The sequence below is a fragment of the Stenotrophomonas sp. YJH_SMC_58 genome, from assembly GCF_059369635.1.
This window is the reverse complement of record NZ_JCAFSW010000017.1, coordinates 1-20,259: the sequence shown is the minus strand read 5'-3', so window position 1 is coordinate 20,259 and position 20,259 is coordinate 1. Positions and strand designations below refer to the sequence as shown.

The window sequence follows — 20,259 nt, the reverse complement described above, 5'->3', positions numbered from 1 at the left end:
GACGGCCGAAGCGCGGCGATCGATCCAGCAGGCACGCGCATCGCTGGCAAGCGAAGGTGATACCGCAGCAGTGCAACGCTGGGTACCGATGCTGCTGCTCGTCACCGCCGGCGAGCAGGACGCAGCGGAGTATGCGCGCGCCTTCCACGCCACCTTCGCCGCCCTCGACGACGTTGCCGCGGTGCAGGCCGGTGCCGCACTCTCGGTTGAGCCAGCCCCGGTGCGCGCCCAGCTGGAGCAGGCCGTCGCGGCACAGGCGGGGGCGACGACCATTGCCGAGGCTGTCGCCCTGGAACTGCTGCGCCTGCGGGCGGTACTGCGTGCGCAGACCCTGGCCGCTGCCCTGGCCCCTCCGCTGGTCGCGGCGGAAGAGCAGCGCCGCTTCGCCATCGACGACGCATTGCGCATCCCCGTTGGCGATGGCGTCGTGCTGTCGGCGCAGCTGGCCCGCCCTCGCGCCGCATCGGTGCCCCTGCCTGCGGCCATGCTGTTCACCATCTACACCGATCCACCCAAGAATCGGCAGAAGATGCTGCTGGCCGCCGCGCATGGCTACGCCGGCATCGTGGTCGATGCGCGCGGCAAGGGCCAGGGCACGGGCACCATCGCTCCCTACGAACATGACGGCAAGGACGCCAATGCGGCCATCGACTGGATCAGCCACCAGCCATGGAACGATCGCCGGGTCGCCATGTATGGCGGCAGCTACGAGGGCTTTACCGCCTGGGCAGCAGCGCGCCATCACCATCCCGCACTGAAGACCATCGTGCCCTACGTTGCCGCCATCCCCGGCCAGGGCCTGCCGATGGAGAACAACGTGTTCCTGAGTGCCAACTACGGTTGGGCGTTCTATGTGGCCAATGGCCCGATGCTGGACAACGACACCTACAACCAGAACGAACGCTGGTCACAGCTTGCCCCGCCGCTGGTATGCCTCCGGCCGCCCTTACCGGCAGATCGACCAGATCGACGGCACGCCCAACCCCTGGCTGCAGCGCTGGCTCGATCACCCGACGTACGACGCCTACTGGCAGTCGATGGTTCCCTATGGCGACCAGTTCGACGACATCCGCATCCCGGTGCTGACCATCACCGGGTACTACGACGACGGCCAGATCTCGGCACTGCAGTACTTCAAGGACCACCTGCGGCACCGCCCCGATGCCGATCACTCCCTGCTGATCGGCCCCTATGACCACCGCGGTGCGCAGTCGGCGCTCAAGCCGATGCAGCTGCGTGGATACGACCTGGACGCCGTCGCGCAGTTCGACACGCCCGCACTGACCTTCCAGTGGCTGGACCATGTGCTGCGCGGCGCCCCTCGCCCGGCGCTGGTGCCCGACCGCGTGAACTACCAGCTGATGGGCGCCAACCGCTGGGGGCATGCGCCAACACTGGACGCCGCTGCGGGTGCCCACCACCGCTACCACCTGTCGGCCGCACCCGCTTCCGCCGATGGCTACGACCGCCTGCAGGAACAGCCGCCAGCGCCGGGCCAGCTGGGGCAGACCGTGGACCTGGCCGACCGCAATGAAATGCGGCATGGCTACTACCCCTTCCCGATCATCGCAGCACAGGACGAAAGGGATACGGCGCTGTCCTTTGCCACCGATCCCTTTACCGGCCCGATGGATCTGGTGGGCGGCTTCTCCGGCGACCTGAAGGTGAGGATCAACAAGCGCGACTTCGATTTCACCGTCACCCTGTACGAGCTGATGGCCGATGGACACCGGATGCAGCTGTCCTATTACATGGGCCGGGCCAGCCACGTGCGTGACCCGGGCACGCGCCAGTTGCTGCAGCCCGGCCAATGGACCCACCTGCCCTTCGATCGCACGCGCATGGTCGCCCGCCGCCTGGCTGCCGGCAGCCGCCTGCTGGTGAAGGTAGACGTGCTGAAGGACGCCATGCACCAGGTCAACCACGGCAGCGGCCGCGATGTCAGCGACGAATCGGCCGCTGATGCGGGCACCCCGCTGCAGGTGGATTGGCACAGCGACAGTGTTCTGACGATTCCCCTGCGCCCCGCCAGCGACTCCCTACAGTAGATCCATACCATGCGTGGATAGGCAACGGCCCATCACGGAACACTTCTTGCAGGCACCCCGGCATCCCCTGCCGCAGTGCCTGTGATGTCCGAGAACGAATCCGCCGGCGAAAAGACCGAACAACCTACCGAAAAGCGCCTGCGCGACGCCCGTGAACAAGGCAACCTGCCGCGCTCGCGCGAACTTGGCACCGCCGCCGTGTTCGGCGCCGGCGTGCTGGCGGTTATGGCCATGAGCGGCTCGATCGGCCGTGGCGCCACGGCCTGGATGAAGCACGCGCTCAGCCCCGAGCAGAGCCTGCGGCAGAACCCGAAGGAACTGTTCGGCCACTTCGGCGACCTGCTGCTGCAGTTCATGCTGGTGATCGCACCGCTGGTGCTGGTCTGCCTGCTGGCCAGCTTCGTCGCCCCGCTGGTGATGGGCGGCCTGCGCTGGTCGCAGAAGGCGTTGCTGCCCGACATCAACCGCATGAACCCGATGAGCGGGCTCAAGCGCCTGTATGGCCCCGAGGCCATTGCCGAGTTCACCAAATCGCTGCTGCGCGTGGCGTTCGTCGGTGTGGCCGCAGGCCTGGTGGTCTGGACCGGCTTCGACATCCTGCGCGGGCTGATCCACCACCCGCTGGAAACCGCCATCACCGATGGCCTGGGCTTCACCCTGCGCCTGCTGCTGGCCACCGCCGGCGCCATGCTGGTGCTGGCCGCCATCGATGCCCCGTACCAGCGCTGGAACTGGATGCGCAAGCTGAAGATGACCCGTGAAGAGCTGCGCCGGGAAATGAAGGAGAGCGAGGGCAGCCCCGAGGTGAAGGGCCGCATCCGCCAGCTGCAGCAGCAGATGGCCAACCGCCGAATGATGGAGGCAGTGCCCACCGCCGACGTGGTGGTGGTCAACCCGACCCACTACGCGGTGGCCCTGAAGTACGAAGGTGGCGCCATGAACGCCCCCACCGTGGTCGCCCTGGGCGTGGACGAGACCGCCCTGCGCATCCGTGAAGTGGCCGACGGCAACAAGGTCGCGATCGTCTCCGCCCCGCCTTTGGCACGCGCCTTGTATCGGGAAGGCCAACTCGGAAAGGAAATCCCCGTGAGACTGTATTCGGCCGTCGCCCAGGTCCTGTCCTACGTCTACCAGCTGCGCGCCTGGCGCACTGGCCCGATGCCGGACGCCCCGCACATCCAGGTGGATGAATTCGGCAAGGGGGGCCGCCCGTGAGCGCCCAGCCCTCCACCGGCTTCAACACCCGCCGCGCCCTGGAAATGATCCGCCAGGGCCTTGGCGCACCGCTGATCGTGCTGGCCCTGCTGGCCATGGTCGTGGTCCCGCTGGCCGCGCCGGTGCTCGATGCGCTGTTCACCTTCAACATCGCCATCTCGCTGATGGTGCTGCTGGCGGTGGTCTACGTGAAGCGCCCGCTGGACTTCACCATCTTCCCGATCGTGCTGCTGATCACCACCATGCTGCGGCTGGCGCTGAACGTGGCCTCCACCCGCGTGATCCTGCTGAACGGCCAGAACGGCCACGACGCCGCCGGCAAGGTCATCGCCGCCTTCGGCGAATTCGTGATCGGCGGCAACTATGCGGTAGGCATCGTGGTGTTCGCGATCCTGACCATCATCAACTTCGTGGTCATCACCAAGGGCGCCGGCCGCGTTTCGGAAGTGACCGCGCGCTTCATCCTCGACGCGATGCCCGGCAAGCAGATGGCGATCGACGCCGACCTCAACGCCGGTTTGCTGACGCGTGAAGAAGCCAAGCTGCGCCGCGAGGAAGTGCGCGAGGAAGCCGACTTCTACGGCGCGATGGACGGCGCCAGCAAGTTCATCCGCGGTGACGCCATCGCCGGCATCCTGATCCTGTTCATCAACATGCTCGGCGGCCTGGCCGTGGGCGTGCTGCAGCATGGCATGCCGTTCGGCGAAGCCGCTGCCACCTACACCCTGCTGTCCATAGGTGACGGCCTGGTGGCGCAGCTGCCGGCCCTGCTGGTCTCCAGCGCGGTGGCGATGCTGGTGACCCGCGCCTCGCGCTCGCAGGACATGGCCCAGGCGATGACCGGCCAGGTGTTCGGCCAGTACCGCGCGCTGGCGATCACCGCCGGCATCATCGGCGTGGTCGGCCTGGTGCCGGGCATGCCCAACGTCGCTTTCCTGACGCTGGCCGCGATCCTTGGCTTCATCGCCTGGAAGGTCTACCGCAAGGGCAAGGCCGCAGCCACCGACCCGGCAGCCGCCGGCAATGACGCGGCCGCACTCAACGCACTCGGCCGCCCGGCGGCACCTGCGCCGACCGCCGAACTGAGCTGGGACGAACTGCGCCCGGTCGATCCGCTGGGCCTGGAGGTCGGCTACCGGCTGATCCCGCTGGTGGACAGCAACCAGGGCGGCGAACTGATGGCGCGCATCAAGGGCGTGCGCCGCAAGCTGACCCAGGACGTCGGCTTCCTGATTCCGTCGGTGCATATCCGCGACAACCTGGAACTGCCCGCCAACGGCTACCGCGTGCTGGTGCACGGCGTGCCGGTGGCCACCGCCGAGATCCACCCCGACCGCGAACTGGCGCTGGACCCGGGCAGCGCGCTGGGCACCCTGGAGGGCATTGCCGGCAAGGATCCCGCGTTCGGCCTGGATGCCACCTGGATCCAGCCGCACCAGCGTGCCCAGGCTGAAACGCTGGGCTACACCGTGGTCGACCCGGCCACCGTGGTGGCCACCCACCTCTCGCACCTGATCCGCGAACATGCGCCGGAACTGCTCGGCCACGAGGAAGTGCAGCACCTGCTGGCCAACCTGGCCAAGAGCGCGCCCAAGCTCGTCGAAGATCTGACGCCGAAGGCGCTGCCGCTGTCGGCAGTGGTGCGCGTGCTGCAGAACCTGCTGGTCGAGCGCATCCCGATCCGACAGCTGCGCAAGATCGCCGAGGCGCTGGTCGAACACGCGCCCAGCAGCCAGGACCCGGCGGTGCTGACCGCTGCCGTGCGCACCGCGCTGGGCCGCTTCATCGTGCAGGAGATCGCCGGAATGTCGGCGGAGCTGCCGGTGTTCACCCTCAACCCGCAATTGGAACGTGTCTTGCAGGAGTCCACGCAGGGCAACGGCGCCGCGCTGGAACCCGGACTCGCAGAGCGACTGCACCAGAGCCTGGCCGAATGTGTCAGCAAGCAGGAAGCGCGAAACGAGCCGGCGGTCGTGCTGGTACCGGGCCCGGTGCGCGCCGCGCTGGCGCGCCTGGTCCGCCACAGCGTTCCGTCGTTGTCGGTCCTGGCCTACAGCGAGGTGCCGGAGGACAAGCGCCTGAAGCTGGTCGGAACGATCAGCTGACGCCGCCCACCGATGCGCCAGAAAACAGACACCACCTTCGAACCAACGCAACAGACAGATACCAAGGGGAACCCGCACCGTGCAGACCACCGACCACCCGAGTTCTCCGACCACCACCCCGCCGTCTTCGTCCCGTGACCACAGCATGAAAATCAAACGATTCGTCGCCGCCGACATGCGCTCGGCCATGAACCTGGTGCGCAAGGAACATGGTCCTGACGCCGTGATCCTGTCCAACCGCCGGATCGAGGAAGGCGTCGAGATCGTCGCCGCGGCCAACTACGACGAGAGCGCCGTGCAGCGTGCACTGGAAGCCTCGCGCCGTGATGTCGCACCGCCGCCGGCACCCAAGCCGCGCACCGCCGCCGACGCGGTGATCGCCGCTGTCACCCGCCGCCGCAGCAGCACCCCCGCGCCGGAACCGGTCGCCGCCACCACCTCGGCCGTGGCCGCCCTCGCCCGTGCGGCCGTTGGGGCCACCGGCCGCACCCTGGACAGCGCCGACGAGATCGTGCCGACCCGTGGCAGCACTGGCTTCGCCGCCACCCTGGCGCGCGCCGCCGTCAACGAACCGGCGCTGCCCGAACAGAGCTTCGCCCCGTTCGCCGAGGCCATCGTCGCACCGGCCGCCACCGTGCCGGCCAACCGCGCCCGCTTCCAGATCGACCCGCCGCACGACATGCATCACGAAAGCGTGGCCCCGGCCGTGCAGCCGCCGCCGCTGCCGACCGCTGCCGTGACCGAAGCGCAGCCCGGGATCGCCGCCAGCGAACCGGTAGCGGTCGAAGCCGCCGGCGAAGCCAGCCCGGCCCCCATGCTGGCCCCGGCACCGACGCTGACCGTGGTTGCCCAGGACGACGCCGAGATCCGCCAGCTGCGCCAGGAAGTGGCCGGCATGCGCCAGGTGATCGAGCGCGAGATGAACCGCTTCACCGACGAGCGCCTGCGTGGTAGCCCGGTGCGCGCCACCGCGCTGGACCTGATGGACGAGTACGGTTTCGACGCCGGGCTGGCCCGCGACGTGGCCATGCAGATCCCGCTGGAGACCGAAGCCCATCGTGGCCGCGGCCTGATGCTGGGGCTGATCTCGCGCAAGCTGCCGATCGCCCCGGTCGACCCGCTGGAAGAAGGCGGCGTGATCGCCCTGGTCGGCCCGACCGGCGCCGGCAAGACCACCACCATCGCCAAGCTGGCCTCGCGCTTCGCCGAGAAGCATGCGCCGCGCGATGTGGCCCTGGTGACCACCGACACCACCCGCATCGGCGCCCGCGAGCAGCTGTACGGCTACGGCCGCCAGCTCGGCATCGCGGTGCACGAGGCCAACAGCGGCACCGACCTGGACCAGCTGCTGGAACGCCTGAAGGACTACAAGCTGGTGCTGATCGACACCGCCGGCCTGGGCCCGCGCGACCGCGCGCTGGCCGCGCAGCTGCAGTGGCTGCGCGCCGCCCGCCAGGTACGCACCCTGCTGGTGCTGCCGGCCAACACCAGCTTCGGCGACATGGACGAGGTGGTCCGCCGCTTCGGCGCCGCCAACCTGCAGGGCCTGGTGCTGAGCAAGCTGGACGAGACCGGCCGCTTCGGCAACGCCCTGTCAGTGGCCGTGGACCACGCCCTGCCGATCACCTGGGTGACCGATGGCCAGGACGTTCCGGAGGACCTGCACCGGGCCAGTGCGGCCAATCTCGTACTTCGCCTTGAAGATTTGCGCCGCGCGGCCGATATGCCCTGCAACCCGGAGTTGAACCATGCCGTCGCGTGAGTACGCCAAGCTGACCAAGACCTTCCCGCTGTCGGCCACCCGCAGCGAGCCGCTCGGCCCTGTGCGCACCATTGCCGTCACTGGCGGCAAGGGCGGCGTGGGCAAGACGAATGTGTCCGCCAACCTGGCGGTGGCACTGGCCGGCATGGGCAAGCGCACGCTGCTGCTGGACGCCGACCTGGGCCTGGCCAACATCGACGTGATCCTGGGGCTGAACCCGACCTTCACGCTGGCCGACCTGGTCGCCGGCCGCTGCTCGCTGGACGACGTCATCGTCGAAGGCCCGAACGGCGTGCTGGTGGTGCCGGCCGCGTCCGGCCGCCGGCACATGGCCGAGCTGGCCCCGGCCGAGCACGTCGGCCTGGTCAACGTGTTCTCCGAGCTGGAACGCGAACTGGACATCATGGTGGTGGACACCGCCGCCGGCATCACCGACGGCGTGCTGACCTTCTGCCAGGCCGCGCAGGACACCGTGGTGGTGGTCTGTGACGAGCCGGCCTCGATCACCGACGCCTACGCGCTGATCAAGGTGCTGTCGCGCGAACGCGGCGTGGACCGCATCCAGGTAGTGGCCAACATGGTGCGCGACCCCAACGAGGGCCGCGTGCTGTACGAAAAGCTGACCCGCGTCTGCGAGAAGTTCCTCGCCGATGTCTCGCTGAACTACCTGGGCTGCGTGCCGCAGGACGACTGGCTGCGCCTGTCGGTGCAGCGCCAGCAGCCGGTGGTGAAGGCCTACCCGTCCAGCCCGGCCGCGCTGGCGATCACCGAGATCGCGCGTCGCACCGCACGCTGGCAGGCGCCGACCGAACCGCGTGGCGGCGTCGAGTTCTTCCTCGAGCGCATCCTCAAGCAGCGCGGGGTGGCCGCATGAAAGGCGCAGCCCAGTACAGGGAAGTCCAGCGCTCGGCGGCCAACGAGGTCATCGCCCAGCATTCGGACCTGGTGCGGCGCATCGCCCACCACCTGGCCGCGCGGTTGCCGGCCAGCGTTGAAGTGGACGACCTGATCCAGGCCGGCATGATGGGCCTGATCGAAGCGTCGCGCAGCTACGACGCCGACCAGGGCGCCTCGTTCGAGACCTATGCCTCGATCCGCATCCGCGGTTCGATGATCGACGAGATCCGCCGTGGCGACTGGGTGCCGCGCTCGGTGCACCGCCGTGCCCGCGATGCCGCCGCCACCATCCGCCGCCTGGAACAGAGCAGCGGCCGCGCCGCCAGCGCCACCGAGGTGGCCGCCGCGATGGAGATGCCGCTGCCCGAATACCTGCGGTTGATGGAGGACGCCGCACGTGGCCAGGTGCTGAGCCTGGAGTCGCGCATCGAGGACCAGGGCGAGCTGGACACCGTCGCCCAGGGCGGCCCGACCCCGCAGCAGGTACTGGAGCGTGGTGAGTTCGGCCGCGAGCTGGGCAAGGCCATCGGCCACCTGCCCGAGCGCGAACAGCTGGTGCTCTCGCTCTACTACGAGCAGGAACTGAACCTGAAGGAGATCGGCGCGGTGCTCGGCGTGAGCGAGTCGCGGGTCTGCCAGATCCACGGCCAGGCGGTGCTGCGCCTGCGTGGCCGGCTCAAGATTTTCGAGGCGGCGGACGCCGGCCTGGAAGAATGAACATGCCCGAGGCGGCTGCCCCCGGCCGCCCGGAATGAACAACAAAGGAACTCTGCTTTGAACAAGAACATGCGCATCCTGATCGTCGATGACTTCTCGACCATGCGTCGGATCGTCAAGAACCTGCTGGGCGATCTGGGCTTCACCAATACCGCCGAAGCCGAGGACGGGCATGCCGCGCTGTCGCTGCTGCAGAGCCAGCCGTTCGATTTCGTGGTCACCGACTGGAACATGCCGGTGATGACCGGCATCGAGCTGCTGAAGGCGATCCGTGCCGATGCCAAGCTGAAGACCCTGCCAGTGCTGATGGTCACCGCCGAAGCCAAGCGCGAACAGATCATCGAAGCCGCCCAGAACGGCGTGAACGGCTACATCATCAAGCCATTCACTGCGCAGACGCTGGAAGAGAAGCTCGGCAAGATCTTCGAACGCCTGGCGGCCAGCGCCTGATGGATACCACGGTCGACAAGAGCGCCCTCGCCCTGCGCCTGCAGGAAGCCCTGGACGCACTCGAGTCCGGTGACGAGGCCGCCTGGCGGCAGCGCATCGACGGACTGGTCGCGCTACGTACGCAGCCGATGATGAGCGGCCTCTCGCGGCTGGCCCGCGAGCTGGGGCAGGCACTGGGTGAGCTGCCGACCGTGCCCAGCGAGGCCGGTGAGCTGGACGACGCCTGCGCACGCCTGGACCACGTGGTGGCCATGACCGAACAGGCCACGCACCGCACCCTGGACCTGGCCGAGGAATGCCGCAGCCTGACCGAACAGCTGCGTGCTGAAGGCCTGCAGCCGGGCCAGGACGCGCAGCTCGAGCGCATCCGCCACAACCTGACCGAGATCGCCCTGACCCAGAGCTACCAGGACCTGACCGGGCAGATCATCCGTCGCGTGGTCGGCATCGTCCGCCGCGTGCACGAGGGCTTCGGCGCACTCGGCCTGCCGCCGGAACAGCATCGCACCGACCCGGAACTGGCCGGGCCGGCACTGAAGGGACTGGACCGCCACGCGGTCTCGCAGAACGACGCCGACGACCTGTTGTCGGATCTGGGGCTGTAAGCATGAGCGCGGTATCCGACGACATCACTGCCGATTTCATCATCGAGGCACAGGAAATCCTGGATCGCCTGGGCGAACAGCTGGTGTCGCTGGAGCAGGCACCGCAGGACACCGAGCAGCTCAACGCGGTGTTCCGTGGATACCACACGCTCAAGGGCGGTGCCGGCTTCCTTGGCGTCACCGCGATGGTCGAGCTGTGCCACGCCGCTGAAGAGGCCCTGGGCATCGCGCGTGCCGGGCAGGCGGTGCTGCAGGCCCACCACTTCGACGCCGCCCAGCAATCGCTGGACTACCTGCAGTCGATGCTGGACGCCGTGTCCTCCGGCACCGAGCCGGGTTATGCGCCGCCGGACCTGATCGCGCAGTTCGACATGAACGGTGGCACTGCCGCGCCGGTCGCTGCGGCCGCGCCTGCGGCAGCCGGCAGCGACCTGATCACCGACGACGAATTCGAGGCCCTGCTCGACCAGCTGCATGGCGGCAACGCGCCGACCGCGGTCGCGCCGGCGAAGAAAGCCGACGATGGCCTGATCAGCGAAGACGAGTTCGAAGCCCTGCTGGACCAGCTGCACGGTGGCGCTGCGCCAGGCGCCAAGCCTGCTGCCGCCGTCGCGGCGGCCCCCGCCGCAGCACCGCGCCCGGCACCCGCCCCGGCACCTGCAGCCAAGCCGGCAGCCAAGCCGATGGCCGAGGCCGAGCACACCGTGCGAGTGGACACCAAGCGCCTGGATGCGATCGTCAACCTGATCGGCGAACTGGTGCTTTCCCGCAACCGCCTGAAAACCCTGCGTGCACGCCTGCGCGACGAGGAGCTGGACCGCGCCGTATCGACGCTGGACATCGCCACTGCCCGCCTGCAGTCGGCGGTGATGCGTACCCGCATGCAGCCGGTGGGCAAGGTGTTCTCGCGCTTCCCCAAGGTCGCCCGCGACGTCGCCCGCTCGCTGAAGAAGGAAGTGGACCTGGAGCTGGTCGGCGCCGAGACCGAGCTCGACCGCAACCTGGTCGAAGCGCTGGCCGACCCGCTGGTGCACCTGGTCCGCAACGCCATCGACCACGGCGTGGAAATGCCCGACCTGCGCGAAGCACAAGGCAAGCCGCGGATGGGCCATGTGCGCCTGTCCGCCCAGCAGGAAGGTGACTACGTCAGCATCGAGGTGCAGGACGATGGCGCCGGCATCGACCCCGAGAAGCTGCGCGCGAAGGCGCGCGAGAAGGGCCTGATCGACCCGGAAGCCGCTGCCCGCCTGAGCAGCGAGGAGTGCCTGCACCTGGTGTTCCTGCCCGGCTTCTCGACCAAGCAGCAGGTCACCGATATTTCCGGCCGCGGCGTCGGCATGGACGTGGTGCAGTCGCGCATCCGCGAACTGAGCGGCCAGATCCAGATCCAGTCGGAACTGGGGCGTGGCAGCCGCTTCCTGATCCGCGTGCCACTCACCCTGGCGATCCTGCCGACCCTGCTGGTGCAGGCCGGCGAGGACGTCTACGCGCTACCGCTGGCGCGTGTGATGGAAGTGCTGCACGCGCCGCGCACGTCGTTGGGCTGGTTCGATGGCCGCGCCGTGCTCGACCGCCGTTCGCACACCCTGCCGCTGGTCGACCTGCGCCAGTGGCTGGATGTGACGCCGGCCGCGTCGACCCTGCTGACCATCGTGGTGCTGCAGGCCGGTGAAGCGCGCTTCGGCCTGGTCGTGGACCAGGTGCGCGGGCGCGAGGAGGTGGTCATCAAGCCACTGCCGAAAGCCCTGCGCGGCCTGCGCGGTTATGCCGGTGCAACGTTGATCGGCGATGGTCGCATGGCACTGATCCTGGACGTGGACGGCATCCGCTGAATTCCGCCGGGCATGGCCCGGCGACCCGAAACTGTGACTACCGTCTGTACGCATTCTCCCGGTGTCTCAAGTCCCATTCATACAAGCCGATACCGGAACCATGGATAGACTCAGCCTCATTGGACTCTTTCTCGCCCTGGCCTCGCTGGTCGGTGGCAGCATCCTCAAGGGCGCCGGCCTGGCGTCGCTGTGGTCGCCTGCGGCGTTCGTGATCGTCATCGTCGGCACCGTTGCCGCGATCCTGCTTCACACCTCGCCGGCGGTGTTCAAGCATGCGTTCAAGATCGTGCGCTGGGTCGTGCGCCCGCCGCACAGCGATCGCCGCGAACTGATCCAGCAGATCGTCGAGTGGAGCAACATCGCCCGTCGCCAGGGCCTGCTGGGCCTGGAATCGCAGGTGGAAGCGCAGCAGGACCCGTTCCTGCGCAAGGGCCTGCAGCTGCTGGTGGACGGCGTTGAACCTGAATCGATGCGGCACATGCTGGAGATCGAACTGGGCAGCCAGGAGCACCAGGACCAGGCCGGTGCCAAGGTCTTCGAAGCGATGGGCATCTACGCACCGACGCTCGGCATCATCGGTGCCGTGCTCGGCCTGATCGCGGTGATGAAGAACCTGGCCGACCCGAGCAAACTCGGCCACGGCATCGCCGCCGCGTTCACCGCCACCATCTACGGCATCGCCTCGGCCAATCTGCTGTTCCTGCCGATCGCCGCCAAGCTCAAGAGTGTGATCTCGCACAACACCCGCGACCGCGAAATGGTCATTGAAGGCCTGATTTCGATCGCCCAGGGCGAGAACCCGCGCAACATCGAAACCAACCTCTCCGGCTTCCTGCACTGACATGGCCCGCCGCAAGCACCACGAAGAGCACGCCAACCATGAAGCATGGGCGATCCCCTATGCCGACCTGATGACGTTGCTGCTCGCCTTCTTCGTGGTCATGTACGCGATCTCCTCGGTCAACGAGGGCAAGTACCGGATCATGGCCGACGCGCTCACCGATGCCTTCGGCGGCGCGCCGCGCACCATCAATCCGGTGCAGGTGGGTAACAAGCAGGTGCAGGGTGGCGGCTGGGACAGCCCCTCGGTGATCAAGTCCGGCACCAAGATCGGCCCCTCCGCGCCCGCGCCGTCGCACGACCCGACCCTGCTGCCGTCGATGGCCTCGCAGATGCGCATGCCGGTCTCCGTGCACAACCAGGAACAGATCGCCCGTGCCGAGCGCCAGCTCAACAGCATCGCCGACCGCCTCACCGCCGCACTGGCGCCGCTGATCGACCGCGGCATGATCAGCGTGCGCCGCACCGAGTTGTGGATCGAAGTGGAGATCAACAGCGACATCCTGTTCCCCACCGGCTCGGCCGCGCTGGACGTGCATGCACGGCAGACGCTGGCCAGCCTGGCCGAGGTGCTGCGCGACGTGCCCAACAGCGTGCGCGTGGAAGGCCATACCGACAACGTGCCGATCGCCACCGCCACCTTCCCTTCGAACTGGGAACTGTCGGCCGGTCGCGCCGCCAGCGTGGTGCACCTGTTCGCCGACCAGGGCGTGCAGCCATCACGGCTGGCGATGGTTGGCTATGGCCAGTTCCGTCCGCGCGAAGAGAACGACAGCGCGCAGGGGCGCAACCGCAACCGCCGGGTGATGGTCATCATCCTGGCCGACACCTCGCATTCGGTGGATCCGCTTGGCCAGCGCCTCAATGCGGCCACCGGCGCCGTCGACGACAGCACCACCGAACAAGCCGCCGCAACTCCGGCTACCGCCCCCACCTCCCCCATCGCACCGGTGAAGTTGCCGCCGGTGCCGGCTGGCAGCCGCGTCGGCGCCGCCGTTCCCCCGGCAATGAAGGAGTAAACCGATGCGCATCTGGGCAGTCGCCAACCAGAAGGGCGGAGTCGGCAAGACCACCACCACCCTCGCCCTCGGCCGCGGCCTGGCCGCGCTTGGCCATCGCGTGCTGCTGATCGACCTCGATCCGCATGCCTCGCTCAGCCGCGCCTTTGGCGTGCCGGTGGATCCGCCGCCGGCGGGCGTGCTGGAACTGTTCGGCGCCCCGCCGGCCGATCTTTCCAGCCTGTGCCATGCCAGCAGCATCCACGGCCTGGACTACGTCTGCGCGCAGTCGGCGCTGGCCACGCTGGAGCGCCGCAGCGCCAACCAGCCCGGACTCGGCCTGGCCCTGCAGAACGCACTGGCGCGTCACCAGGGCCAGCACGACTACATCCTGCTGGACTGTGCCCCCACCCTTGGCCTGTTGATGATCAACGCGCTGGCCGCTGCCGACCGCCTGATCATTCCCACCCAGGCCGAGCCGCTGGCCCTGCATGGCCTGGACGGCATGGTCCGCACCGGCGAGATGGTCGAGCGCTCGCGCCGCCGCCCGCTGCCGATCTCGATCCTGCCGACCCTGTTCGATCGCCGCACCCGCGCCGGCAACGAGTCGCTGCGCACGATGCAGGATCGCCACGGCATCCGCGTGTGGGAAGACGCCATTCCGATCGACACCCGCATCAGCAACGCCGCAGGCCTGACCCTGCCCAGCGTTGGTGAGGACTACCCGGGCCGCGGCCTGGCCGCCTATCGCCGCGCACTGAACTGGATCCTCGGTGAGGATGCCCGTGCCCTGGAGCAGGCCGCATGAACAGCACCGGCGTACTGGACGACTACCTGGACGAACTGCTGGGCGAAGCGATCGCCCCGGCGGCCGTCGTGCTGCCAACGCCGGACAGCGCCGCCCCGGTTCCGGACAGCACATCGGAACCGGAACGCGAGCCGACCTGGGATGACCTGCCGGCCGAGGTGATCTACGAAACCGACAGCGTCGCCGCGGGGCCTGCCGTGGACAACGCCGCGCTCGAAGCCGCCTTCGAGGCGGCCACAACGGCCGAGCGCGAGCCCACCTGGGACGATCTGCCCGCTGAAGTGATCTATGAGACGGACGCTGTTGCCGTTGCCCCGGCACAGGATGACGCAGCACTGGAAGCCGCCTTCGAGGCCGCCGCAGTGCCGGTCGCCGCTCCCGAGCGCGAACCGACCTGGGATGACCTGCCTGACGAGGTGATCCACGAGACGACCCCGGCCAAGGCCGGCCCGGAGCCCACCTGGGACGACCTGCCCGACGAAGTGATCTACGAGACCGACGCGGCCGACAGCCATCAGCTCGCCCACACTGACAGCCCCGGTCTGCAGGCTGCGTTCGAAGCCGCTGCTGGTGGCGAGGATGTCCCCACGCCGCCACCGGCCGTGGTTGCGCCCCCGGCACCGCGTGCTGCCGCCGCGCCGCCGCCCCGCGTTGCCCTGGATGCCCCGGCCACCAACCGTCCCGGTACCTGGCAGGAGCTGCAGGCGCAGGCGCACCAGCCCGCCAGCAGTCCGCACCCACAGAACCGCCGCGCCGGCGAGCGCACCTCGCGCTGGCTGCGCCTGCGCTGCGGGACCCAGGCCTATGCGCTGGAACTGTTGAAAGTGCAGGAAGTGGTGTTGCCGGTGCCACTGCTGCCGTTGCGTGGCACGGCACCGGCGATGCTCGGGATCATGAACCTGCGTGGCCAGGTGGTGCCGGTGATGGACCTCGGCCTGCACCTCGGCGCCGCATCGGCAGAAGACGATGCCCAGACCCGCATCGTGGTGCTGGAAGAGGACGGCGAGACCATCGGCCTGCGCGTGTCGGCAGTGGAAGATGTCGCCAACCTCACCGATTCACAGATCGAACCCCCGGATACCGCCCGCATCTGCCAGATCTCCAATGATCTGTTCCGCGGCGTCGCCCGGGTCAGCCAGCGCCCGATGATCCTGCTGGACGCCACACGGCTGTTGAGTTGATCTGGAAAAAAGGGGACGGAGGGGATTAAGTCGCAAGTGGCTCGGCGCTTTGCGCCGAAGCGGTGCCTGTCGGGGACGCAAGGAGTTGAACCGTTGGATCAACTCCTTACGTCCCCACTGCGCGGTCGCCGTTGCCGAGGGGGCTGCAGTAGAGCCAGGTCGCTTGCGACTTAATCCCCTCCGTCCCCTTTTCAGCGGCGACCGCATCGACGCACCGCGTCGATTCCTCTAAAGAACCCCGCCGGGGTGCCGTTATGGATCACGGAACCGTTTGTCCGGAGCAACGATGAGCACTGTCGAACTGGGTGAGGATCTCGGCATCGAGAGCAGCACCGAGCTCAAGAACCGCCTCGCCCCGCTGGTGGCGCAGGCAGGCGAGCTGACCTTGGATGCAAGCCAGGTCGCCCGCATCCACACGGCCGCCGTGCAGGTGCTGTGTGCATTCGTGCAGGCCCGCCGCGAGGCAGGCCTGGGCACCGGCTTCCACGGTTGCACCGCGACCTTCCGTGACGCCGCACGCCTGCTGGGCGTCACCCAGGCCCTGGGCCTGGACGTAACCCATGACAACCTGAAATCTGTGGAGAACGCTGCATGAGCGCACGTATCTTGGTGGTGGACGATTCGGCGTCGATGCGCCAGATGGTTTCCTTCGCCCTCACCTCGGCCGGTTTTGCCGTCGAAGAAGCCGAAGACGGCGCGGTCGCGCTGGGTCGCGCCAAGGGCCAGCGCTTCAATGCGGTGGTCACCGACGTCAACATGCCGAACATGGACGGCATCGCGCTGATCCGCGAACTGCGCCAGCTGCCGGACTACAAGTTCACCCCGCTGCTGATGCTGACCACCGAATCGGCCGCCGACAAGAAGTCCGAAGGCAAGGCCGCCGGTGCCACCGGCTGGCTGGTCAAGCCGTTCAATCCGGAACAGCTGGTCGCCACCGTGCAGAAAGTGCTGGGCTGATCGCCCCGCACCGCTCCCCTTCTTCGCTTCCGGACCACCACTGCCATGAGCATGGACCTGCAACGCTTCCACGCCACCTTCTTCGAGGAGAGCCGCGAAGGCCTCGACGCGATGGAGGCTGGCCTGCTGGCCCTGGAATCGGGGCAGCAGGACGCGGAGATCATCAATTCGGTGTTCCGCGCCGCCCACTCGATCAAGGGCGGCGCCGGCACCTTCGGCTTCGATGCCATCGCCGGCCTGACCCACGTGCTGGAAACGCTGCTCGATGAGCTGCGTGCCGGCAAGCGCGCCCTGGAAGGCCATGCCGTCGATGCCATGCTGTCCTCGGTGGATGTGCTGCGCGCCCTGCTGCGCGAAGCCGAACATGGCCAGGCCGCAGACCCCGCTGCGGTCGCCGCAGTGAAGGCGCGCCTCGAAGCCGTTCTCTCCGGCCAGGCCGCACCAAGCGCGCCGGCCGCTGCCGCAGCCAAGGTGGACGATACGCCGGAAGCCTGGCAGATCGGGTTCACCCCGGCACCCTCGCTGTTCATGAGCGGCAACGACCCGTTGCGCATCATCCGCGAACTGGAACACCTCGGCTCGCTGCAGGTGGCCGCGCGCATGGAACGCCTGCCGGGTTTCGCCCAGCTCGACCCGCTCGAGGCCCACCTGGCGTGGGACCTGGGCCTGGTCGGCAAGGTGCCGCGCAGCAAGATCGAAGACACCTTCGCCTGGGTACTGGACGACTGCGAGCTGGACATCCGTCCGGCAGCGCCGCCGAGCCTGGCAACCCAGGCGCCCGTTGCTGCATCCCCTTCCACACCTGCTGCCGTCGTGCCGGCAGCGCCTGCTGCGCCTGCCGCCGGCGGTGCTGCCACCCAGGAAGCCGAAACGTCGATCCGCGTCAGCGTCGACAAGGTCGATGCGCTGATCAACCTGGTCGGCGAACTGGTCATCACCCAGGCCATGCTCAAGCAGGTCTCGCATGCGCTGGACCCGGTCCACGCCGAGAGCCTGTTCGCTGGCCTGGACCAGCTTGAACGCAACACCCGCGACCTGCAGGAAGCGGTGATCGGCGTGCGCATGCTGCCGGTCGATGCGGTGTTCCGCCGCTTCCCGCGCCTGGTCCGCGACCTGTCCAGCCGCCTCGGCAAGCAGGTGCGGCTGCGCACCGTCGGCGAAGGTACCGAGCTGGACAAGGGGCTGATCGAGAAGATCGCCGATCCGCTGGTGCACCTGGTGCGCAACTCGATCGACCACGGCCTGGAAATGCCCGACGTGCGCCGCGGTGCAGGCAAGGACGAAACCGGCACGATCACCCTGGCGGCCTCGCACCAGGGCGGCCACATTGTCATCGAAGTCAGCGACGACGGTCGCGGCCTGGACCGCGCCAAGATCCTGGCCAAGGCCACCGAGCGCGGCCTGGCCGTACCGGACAACCCGACCGATTCGCAGGTCTGGGACCTGATCTTCCAGCCCGGCTTCTCCACGGCCGATGCGGTCACTGACCTGTCCGGGCGTGGCGTCGGCATGGACGTGGTTCGCCGCAACATCCAGGCACTGGGCGGCGAGGTCCAGATCGAAAGCAGCCTGGGTACTGGCACCCGCACGCTGATCCGCCTGCCGCTGACCCTGGCCATCCTCGACGGCATGACCGTGGCGGTTGCCGGCGAAACCCTGATCCTGCCGCTGGCCTATGTGCTTGAGGCGTTGCAGCCGCAGGCCGAGGACATCCGCAGCATGGCCGGCGAAGGCCGCGTGCTGCGCGTACGTGGCGAGTACCTGCCGATCCTCTCGCTGAGCGAGTACTACGGCTACGGCAACCGTGCGCCGGGCAGTGAATCGCTGGTGGTCGTGGTCGAAGGCGATGGCCAGAAGATCGCACTGGAAGTGGATGAACTGGTCGGCCAGCAGCAGGTGGTGGTGAAGAACATCGAGAACAACTACCGCCGTATCGGCGGGGTGTCCGGTGCCACCATCCTTGGCGACGGCCGCGTCGCGTTGATCGTCGACATCGGCGGACTGGTGCGCTCGTTGCGGATGCCGCAGGCCGCCTGATCCACGCTGCATGCGTGTACTGGACCGCCGCCCTTCGGGGCGGCGGTTTTTGTTTATGCGCGCTCTGCCAAGGGATCCGACCCCATCCCTTCTGTGAACTCCGTCGCCATGATGGTTGCGGGCGCAACTACTTCATCCAAGCGAAAGCACGCCGCTGCAACGCTTTCGCGCTGTCATCCCTACGCAACCGAATGTGATCTGCGTCCATAAAGTCCACGCGGACGGCGCCGTTATTTCGCAATGACGGTCGTCACCGAACCCCACCGGGCACCCCCGTTCGCTCTGCAACCACCCCCGAACCGGCGCACAGACGCCGGCACTCTGCCCACCTGGAGCACCCTGCATGAAGTGGTTCCAAGATCTGCCCATCGCCCGCAAGCTGGCCGTGGGGTTCACCCTCACCACCTTGATGACCCTGATCCTCGGCGCCTTCGCACTGCTGCGCCTGAGCGAAGCCAACGCGCAGTTGCGCGAGATGGCTGGCAACGACATCCCCTCGGTCCAGCACCTGGGCGAGGCGCGCTCGCAGCTGGGGGAATTCCGCACCTATGAACTTGCACAGCTGAGCATGCTCGACCAGCCGGAGAAGGTCGCCGACTACAACAAGCGCATGGACGACACCGCCAAGGCCGTGCATGACGAGCTGGCCGCGTACTCGGCGCTGCCGGCGCTGGCCAAGGAGCGTGAACTCTATCGCGCGGCCAGCGCACAACTGGACCGCTACTTCGCCGCCAACAAGGCGATGCGCGACGCCGTGGCCGCCGGTGATGGCGCTCGGGCCCAGCAGATCTCCGACGAGCAGTCGCGCCCGGCGCGTCGCGACCTGTTCGCTGCGATGAAGGCGCTGGGCACCCACATCGCCGGCCAGATGGACGGCAAGATCGCCGACGCCAACGCCACCCATCGCAACAGCATGATCGCCATCATCGGCTGCATCGTCCTGCTGTCCCTTGTGGCCGCTGCGCTGGCCATCGTCATCTCACGTGCAGTGACCGGCCCCCTGGGCAAGGCCGTGAACGCCATCCAGGCCGTCGCACGCGGCGACCTCAGCGTCACCACCCAGAGCACCGGCAAGGACGAGGCTGGCCGCATGCTGGCGGCCACCGCCGACATGACCGCGATGCTGCGCCGCTTCAGCGAACAGACCCAGTTGATGGCACAGATGCATGCCGGCCCGGACATCAGCCACCGTATTCCGGAAGACTTCCCGGGCGTCTACGGCCAGCTGGCCAGCGGCATCAACACGGTGATCTTCGAACACCTCGATGCGATCGTCGATGCCATTGAAGTGCTCAACCAGTACGCCATCGGCAACCTCGCCCCGGACGCCCGCCGCCTGCCCGGCAGCCGCGCGATCCTGCACGAGTCGATGGACGCGGCCAAGGCCAGCCTGCTGGCCATCAACACGCAGATCCAGCAGCTGGCCTCGGCCGCCGCCGCCGGCGACTTCAGCCAGCGCGGTGATGCGCAGCGTTTCGATCACGATTTCCGCGTGATGATCGAGCAGCTCAACAGCATGATGCAGGTGGCCGACGGCAACCTCGGCCAGCTCTCGCAGCTGCTGCAGTCGATCGCCGCCGGCGACCTGACCGCACGCATGGACGGCCAGTTCAACGGCGTGTTCGCACGCATGCGTGACGACGCCAACACCACCGTCGCACAGCTCACCCAGATCGTCGGCCAGATCCAGGCCAGTGCCTCCAGCATCACCCTGGCCGCTGGCGAGATCGCGTCCGGCAACAGCGACCTGTCGCGCCGTACCGAGCAGCAGGCCGCCAACCTGGAAGAGACCGCTGCCTCGATGGAG

General features: G+C 68.1%; 17 protein-coding genes and 1 pseudogene. All 18 read left to right on the top strand.

What is annotated here, in order from left to right; all coding sequences use genetic code 11:
* Positions 1-88: 88 nt before the first annotated feature.
* Positions 89-793: pseudogene (locus tag AC5P68_RS17345) on the top strand (CocE/NonD family hydrolase); the annotation flags it as partial.
* A 58-nt stretch (positions 794-851) separates the two neighbouring features.
* Positions 852-2,048, top strand: a complete 1,197-nt coding sequence (locus AC5P68_RS17340; RefSeq protein ID WP_414498088.1) for a CocE/NonD family hydrolase — start codon at positions 852-854, stop codon at positions 2,046-2,048.
* An 84-nt stretch (positions 2,049-2,132) separates the two neighbouring features.
* A complete protein-coding gene (gene flhB, locus AC5P68_RS17335) occupies positions 2,133-3,263 on the top strand; it encodes a flagellar biosynthesis protein FlhB (RefSeq protein ID WP_049453552.1) in 1,131 nt (376 codons plus the stop codon).
* Between the two features lie 44 nt (positions 3,264-3,307).
* Positions 3,308-5,368, top strand: a complete 2,061-nt coding sequence (gene flhA / locus AC5P68_RS17330) for a flagellar biosynthesis protein FlhA (protein WP_169449112.1) — start codon at positions 3,308-3,310, stop codon at positions 5,366-5,368.
* A 145-nt stretch (positions 5,369-5,513) separates the two neighbouring features.
* Entirely contained in the window at positions 5,514-7,130 is a 1,617-nt protein-coding gene (gene flhF, locus AC5P68_RS17325) for a flagellar biosynthesis GTPase FlhF (protein ID WP_033833126.1), read from the top strand.
* Positions 7,117-8,004 carry a MinD/ParA family ATP-binding protein gene (locus AC5P68_RS17320; RefSeq protein WP_005409532.1) on the top strand — a complete coding sequence of 296 codons (888 nt, stop codon included), beginning with the start codon at positions 7,117-7,119 and terminating at the stop codon, positions 8,002-8,004. Before flhF ends, AC5P68_RS17320 begins: the two co-directional genes overlap by 14 nt.
* Positions 8,001-8,744, top strand: a complete 744-nt coding sequence (locus AC5P68_RS17315) for an RNA polymerase sigma factor FliA (RefSeq protein ID WP_005413248.1) — start codon at positions 8,001-8,003, stop codon at positions 8,742-8,744. The genes AC5P68_RS17320 and AC5P68_RS17315 overlap by 4 nt, the downstream gene beginning before the upstream one ends.
* A 57-nt stretch (positions 8,745-8,801) precedes the next feature.
* Positions 8,802-9,194: a chemotaxis response regulator CheY gene (gene cheY / locus AC5P68_RS17310; protein WP_005413247.1), complete on the top strand. Its 393-nt coding sequence runs from the start codon at positions 8,802-8,804 to the stop codon at positions 9,192-9,194.
* On the top strand, positions 9,194-9,799 hold the full coding sequence (locus tag AC5P68_RS17305; RefSeq protein WP_010482455.1) for a protein phosphatase CheZ: 606 nt from the start codon (positions 9,194-9,196) through the stop codon (positions 9,797-9,799). Before cheY ends, AC5P68_RS17305 begins: the two co-directional genes overlap by 1 nt.
* Positions 9,800-9,801: 2 nt before the next feature.
* The gene (locus tag AC5P68_RS17300; protein WP_033833124.1) at positions 9,802-11,631 is read left to right on the top strand and encodes a chemotaxis protein CheA; all 1,830 of its coding nucleotides are present in this window, start codon (positions 9,802-9,804) and stop codon (positions 11,629-11,631) included.
* A gap of 100 nt (positions 11,632-11,731) precedes the next feature.
* A complete protein-coding gene (locus tag AC5P68_RS17295; RefSeq protein WP_005409527.1) occupies positions 11,732-12,472 on the top strand; it encodes a flagellar motor protein in 741 nt (246 codons plus the stop codon).
* Position 12,473: 1 nt separating this feature from the next.
* A complete protein-coding gene (motD, locus tag AC5P68_RS17290; protein ID WP_005409526.1) occupies positions 12,474-13,490 on the top strand; it encodes a flagellar motor protein MotD in 1,017 nt (338 codons plus the stop codon).
* Positions 13,491-13,494: 4 nt separating this feature from the next.
* Complete coding sequence (locus AC5P68_RS17285) at positions 13,495-14,277, top strand: ParA family protein (protein ID WP_033833123.1); 783 nt, start codon at positions 13,495-13,497, stop codon at positions 14,275-14,277.
* Positions 14,274-15,458: a chemotaxis protein CheW gene (locus tag AC5P68_RS17280; protein ID WP_033833122.1), complete on the top strand. Its 1,185-nt coding sequence runs from the start codon at positions 14,274-14,276 to the stop codon at positions 15,456-15,458. The genes AC5P68_RS17285 and AC5P68_RS17280 overlap by 4 nt, the downstream gene beginning before the upstream one ends.
* 286 nt (positions 15,459-15,744) lie before the next feature.
* Complete coding sequence (locus AC5P68_RS17275; protein ID WP_005409522.1) at positions 15,745-16,053, top strand: STAS domain-containing protein; 309 nt, start codon at positions 15,745-15,747, stop codon at positions 16,051-16,053.
* Positions 16,050-16,415, top strand: coding sequence for a response regulator (locus AC5P68_RS17270; RefSeq protein ID WP_005409521.1), 366 nt, complete (start codon positions 16,050-16,052; stop codon positions 16,413-16,415). The genes AC5P68_RS17275 and AC5P68_RS17270 overlap by 4 nt, the downstream gene beginning before the upstream one ends.
* A gap of 45 nt (positions 16,416-16,460) precedes the next feature.
* The gene (locus tag AC5P68_RS17265; RefSeq protein WP_005409520.1) at positions 16,461-18,452 is read left to right on the top strand and encodes a chemotaxis protein CheA; all 1,992 of its coding nucleotides are present in this window, start codon (positions 16,461-16,463) and stop codon (positions 18,450-18,452) included.
* Positions 18,453-18,795: 343 nt separating this feature from the next.
* Positions 18,796-20,259: MCP four helix bundle domain-containing protein (locus AC5P68_RS17260; RefSeq protein WP_495203765.1), on the top strand; the 1,464-nt coding region annotated here is incomplete at its 3' end.

Excerpts from the sequence above, each read along its gene's own strand:
- AC5P68_RS17340 (WP_414498088.1), top strand. The coding sequence starts at position 852 with ATGTGGCCAATGGCCCGATGCTGGACAACGACACCTACAACCAGAACG.
- flhB (WP_049453552.1), top strand. The coding sequence starts at position 2,133 with ATGTCCGAGAACGAATCCGCCGGCGAAAAGACCGAACAACCTACCGAA.
- flhA (WP_169449112.1), top strand. The coding sequence starts at position 3,308 with ATGATCCGCCAGGGCCTTGGCGCACCGCTGATCGTGCTGGCCCTGCTG.
- flhF (WP_033833126.1), top strand. The coding sequence starts at position 5,514 with ATGAAAATCAAACGATTCGTCGCCGCCGACATGCGCTCGGCCATGAAC.
- AC5P68_RS17320 (WP_005409532.1), top strand. The coding sequence starts at position 7,117 with ATGCCGTCGCGTGAGTACGCCAAGCTGACCAAGACCTTCCCGCTGTCG.
- AC5P68_RS17315 (WP_005413248.1), top strand. The coding sequence starts at position 8,001 with ATGAAAGGCGCAGCCCAGTACAGGGAAGTCCAGCGCTCGGCGGCCAAC.
- AC5P68_RS17305 (WP_010482455.1), top strand. The coding sequence starts at position 9,194 with ATGGATACCACGGTCGACAAGAGCGCCCTCGCCCTGCGCCTGCAGGAA.
- AC5P68_RS17300 (WP_033833124.1), top strand. The coding sequence starts at position 9,802 with ATGAGCGCGGTATCCGACGACATCACTGCCGATTTCATCATCGAGGCA.
- AC5P68_RS17295 (WP_005409527.1), top strand. The coding sequence starts at position 11,732 with ATGGATAGACTCAGCCTCATTGGACTCTTTCTCGCCCTGGCCTCGCTG.
- motD (WP_005409526.1), top strand. The coding sequence starts at position 12,474 with ATGGCCCGCCGCAAGCACCACGAAGAGCACGCCAACCATGAAGCATGG.
- AC5P68_RS17285 (WP_033833123.1), top strand. The coding sequence starts at position 13,495 with ATGCGCATCTGGGCAGTCGCCAACCAGAAGGGCGGAGTCGGCAAGACC.
- AC5P68_RS17280 (WP_033833122.1), top strand. The coding sequence starts at position 14,274 with ATGAACAGCACCGGCGTACTGGACGACTACCTGGACGAACTGCTGGGC.
- AC5P68_RS17275 (WP_005409522.1), top strand. The coding sequence starts at position 15,745 with ATGAGCACTGTCGAACTGGGTGAGGATCTCGGCATCGAGAGCAGCACC.
- AC5P68_RS17270 (WP_005409521.1), top strand. The coding sequence starts at position 16,050 with ATGAGCGCACGTATCTTGGTGGTGGACGATTCGGCGTCGATGCGCCAG.
- AC5P68_RS17265 (WP_005409520.1), top strand. The coding sequence starts at position 16,461 with ATGAGCATGGACCTGCAACGCTTCCACGCCACCTTCTTCGAGGAGAGC.